The organism is Candidatus Symbiopectobacterium sp. (assembly GCF_020054415.1).
Classification (GTDB): Bacteria; Pseudomonadota; Gammaproteobacteria; order Enterobacterales; family Enterobacteriaceae; genus Symbiopectobacterium.
In genome coordinates this window covers 1-1,958 of the sequence record NZ_JAHWCO010000580.1, presented here as the reverse complement: position 1 = coordinate 1,958, position 1,958 = coordinate 1, and the positions used below count along the sequence as shown (strand labels likewise).

Annotated in this window: 3 protein-coding genes and 1 pseudogene; 2 read left to right on the top strand and 2 right to left on the bottom strand. The window is 45.4% G+C overall.

Annotated elements, in window-relative coordinates; all coding sequences use genetic code 11:
- Together QZ506_RS16925 and QZ506_RS16920 are read right to left on the bottom strand one after the other, a co-directional pair.
- Positions 1 to 329: pseudogene (locus QZ506_RS16925) on the bottom strand (ATPase); the annotation flags it as partial.
- Between the two features lie 3 nt (positions 330 to 332).
- Positions 333 to 545 (bottom strand): helix-turn-helix transcriptional regulator, encoded by a 213-nt coding sequence (locus QZ506_RS16920; RefSeq protein ID WP_291972664.1) that lies wholly within the window; start codon positions 543 to 545, stop codon positions 333 to 335.
- A gap of 178 nt (positions 546 to 723) precedes the next feature.
- Between QZ506_RS16920 and QZ506_RS16915 the strand changes: the two genes are divergently transcribed.
- Complete coding sequence (locus tag QZ506_RS16915) at positions 724 to 1,377, top strand: S24 family peptidase (protein WP_291972662.1); 654 nt, start codon at positions 724 to 726, stop codon at positions 1,375 to 1,377.
- A 325-nt stretch (positions 1,378 to 1,702) separates the two neighbouring features.
- Positions 1,703 to 1,846: a hypothetical protein gene (locus QZ506_RS16910; RefSeq protein ID WP_291972660.1), complete on the top strand. Its 144-nt coding sequence runs from the start codon at positions 1,703 to 1,705 to the stop codon at positions 1,844 to 1,846.
- Positions 1,847 to 1,958 lie beyond the last annotated feature (112 nt).

Here is a 1,958-nt window from a genome sequence, read left to right as displayed (position 1 = left end):
GTTGAGTAAGTGAAGCATGAGAAGCAGGCCAGTGCGTCGCGCAACGCCCGCCATGCCTCTTCATCGCAGCCGTCCATATCGAGGAACAGCACATCGCGATCACCAGCATTGAGCGCATAACGACCAACGGCAACATCCTTCATCGAATGCCAGATATAGGGCAGGCGTACTTTTTTGGCGTACATCTGCGCCCGGGTGTCTTCCTGCGTGATGCCGATGGCCTTGCGGAGATCTTCCAGGGTGTAACTAAAACGCGAGAAGTTTTCACATACCGCAGGCTTTGGTTTGGCGTCTCTGGCGTGCAGCCCTGTTGAATACCGTATAGGCATGGGCTATTTGGCCTTGGCCTTGGTAGTAGTAGCTATTTGTGCTAGATAGAACTGTTCTAGAGCACGCACTGTAGATATCCGAGGATCACCGTTCTTCCCCGTAAGTATTCGACTTATTGAAGGTTGTTTTACACCAGTGTCCTTCTCTAGGTCTTTTTGAGTGAATCCAAGGGCCAGCAGCGCCCTAACAACTTCTTGAGGTGTTTTTTTATTCATCATCTCAACTCCAAATTTATGCATTAACCGCATTAAAAATAACAATTCGCATAGAAGTATGCAATGCAAAAAAATTATTATTATTCGATTATAATATGCTAAAAGACATATTTTTATATCTGGAGACGTACAAATGCACGTAGGAACTGAAAATTTAAACAGAAATATCAAGAGCTTAATGACAAAGAAGCATGTAAAAAGTGTTGCTGAATTATCACGGCGAATAGGGATGCCACAACCTACATTGCACCGAATGCTAAATGGTGAAGTCAAAAGCCCAAGGTTGGCGGTGGTTCAAAACCTTGCAAAATTTTTCAATGTAGAGGCCAACGACTTGCTATATAAGGATTTAACTCTCAAAGATAATAATCAACCGGAAGAGATCCCACAAAATGAAGCATTCCCTAGTCAGCCTATCCCTCTGACTTTTACTAAAGTACCGATGCTGGGTACGGCACAACTTGGCGGTGGTGGCTATTGGGATCCTCAAGAATACGCTGTTGGCCAAGGGGATGGCTATGTCTTGTGGCCAACAAAGGATAAAGATGCATTTGCACTCAAGTGCCAAGGAGATTCAATGATGCCTCGGATACAACACGGGGAGTTTGTTGTGATAGAGCCTAACCGGAAATTTAAGCCAGGAGATGAAGTACTAGTTCAAGATACACAAGGGGAAGTAATGGTAAAAATATTTCTCTTTCAAAAAGATGGAATTGTTAACTTGCTTTCAATCAACTCAGAACATGCCCCTATTCGTCTAGAGGCGCACACCATAAAAAAAATATTCTACGTGGCAGGCATAGTCAAAGATTCGCTGTACTACCCAGATTAATTTAAAAACCAAGAGAACCTCTCCCGAGAAAATTAATGCGAAAAAGAATTGACAATGCGAAAACAAGTCTCGATACTATCTATGCGATTATGAATAACCAGATCGCATGCACCACCCGCTCTTTAACAATCTGGACAGGGCAGTCACCCCCCGCAATTCAGTGGCCCGCTGAATGTCTTGGCTAACCCGTTGAAACCGGAATGCGAGACAGGAACGTGATAAGGGACATGCTTTTTGCTGCATGTCCCTCAAGCAAATGTGAATTTATCAAGCGTCGGCCCTGGTCGCGGGCGCTTTATTAAGTTCGCTGAGGAGGACCACCACGATGCAACAACAGGAAAAAGTTAAAACCGCCCCGTTAGGCACTGCCCCCGTAAATAACACAGTGCGCCGCCTGCGCTGGTTGCGTAAGCGCGATGAACTGGAAAGAACCCCCAATGCCCACTTCCCGATCATTCTTTATACCTGAGGTACCCCATGAGCCTTGAATTAGTCATTAAAGAAAATACCGAGGTAATGCGCCAGCTAATCGCAGCAATGCAGAGCGGTAACGTCTTTACTCCCCCTGCTCCACCACAACC

Coding starts and splice junctions, on each gene's coding strand:
- QZ506_RS16920 (WP_291972664.1), bottom strand. CDS start 545: ATGAATAAAAAAACACCTCAAGAAGTTGTTAGGGCGCTGCTGGCCCTT.
- QZ506_RS16915 (WP_291972662.1), top strand. CDS start 724: ATGACAAAGAAGCATGTAAAAAGTGTTGCTGAATTATCACGGCGAATA.
- QZ506_RS16910 (WP_291972660.1), top strand. CDS start 1,703: ATGCAACAACAGGAAAAAGTTAAAACCGCCCCGTTAGGCACTGCCCCC.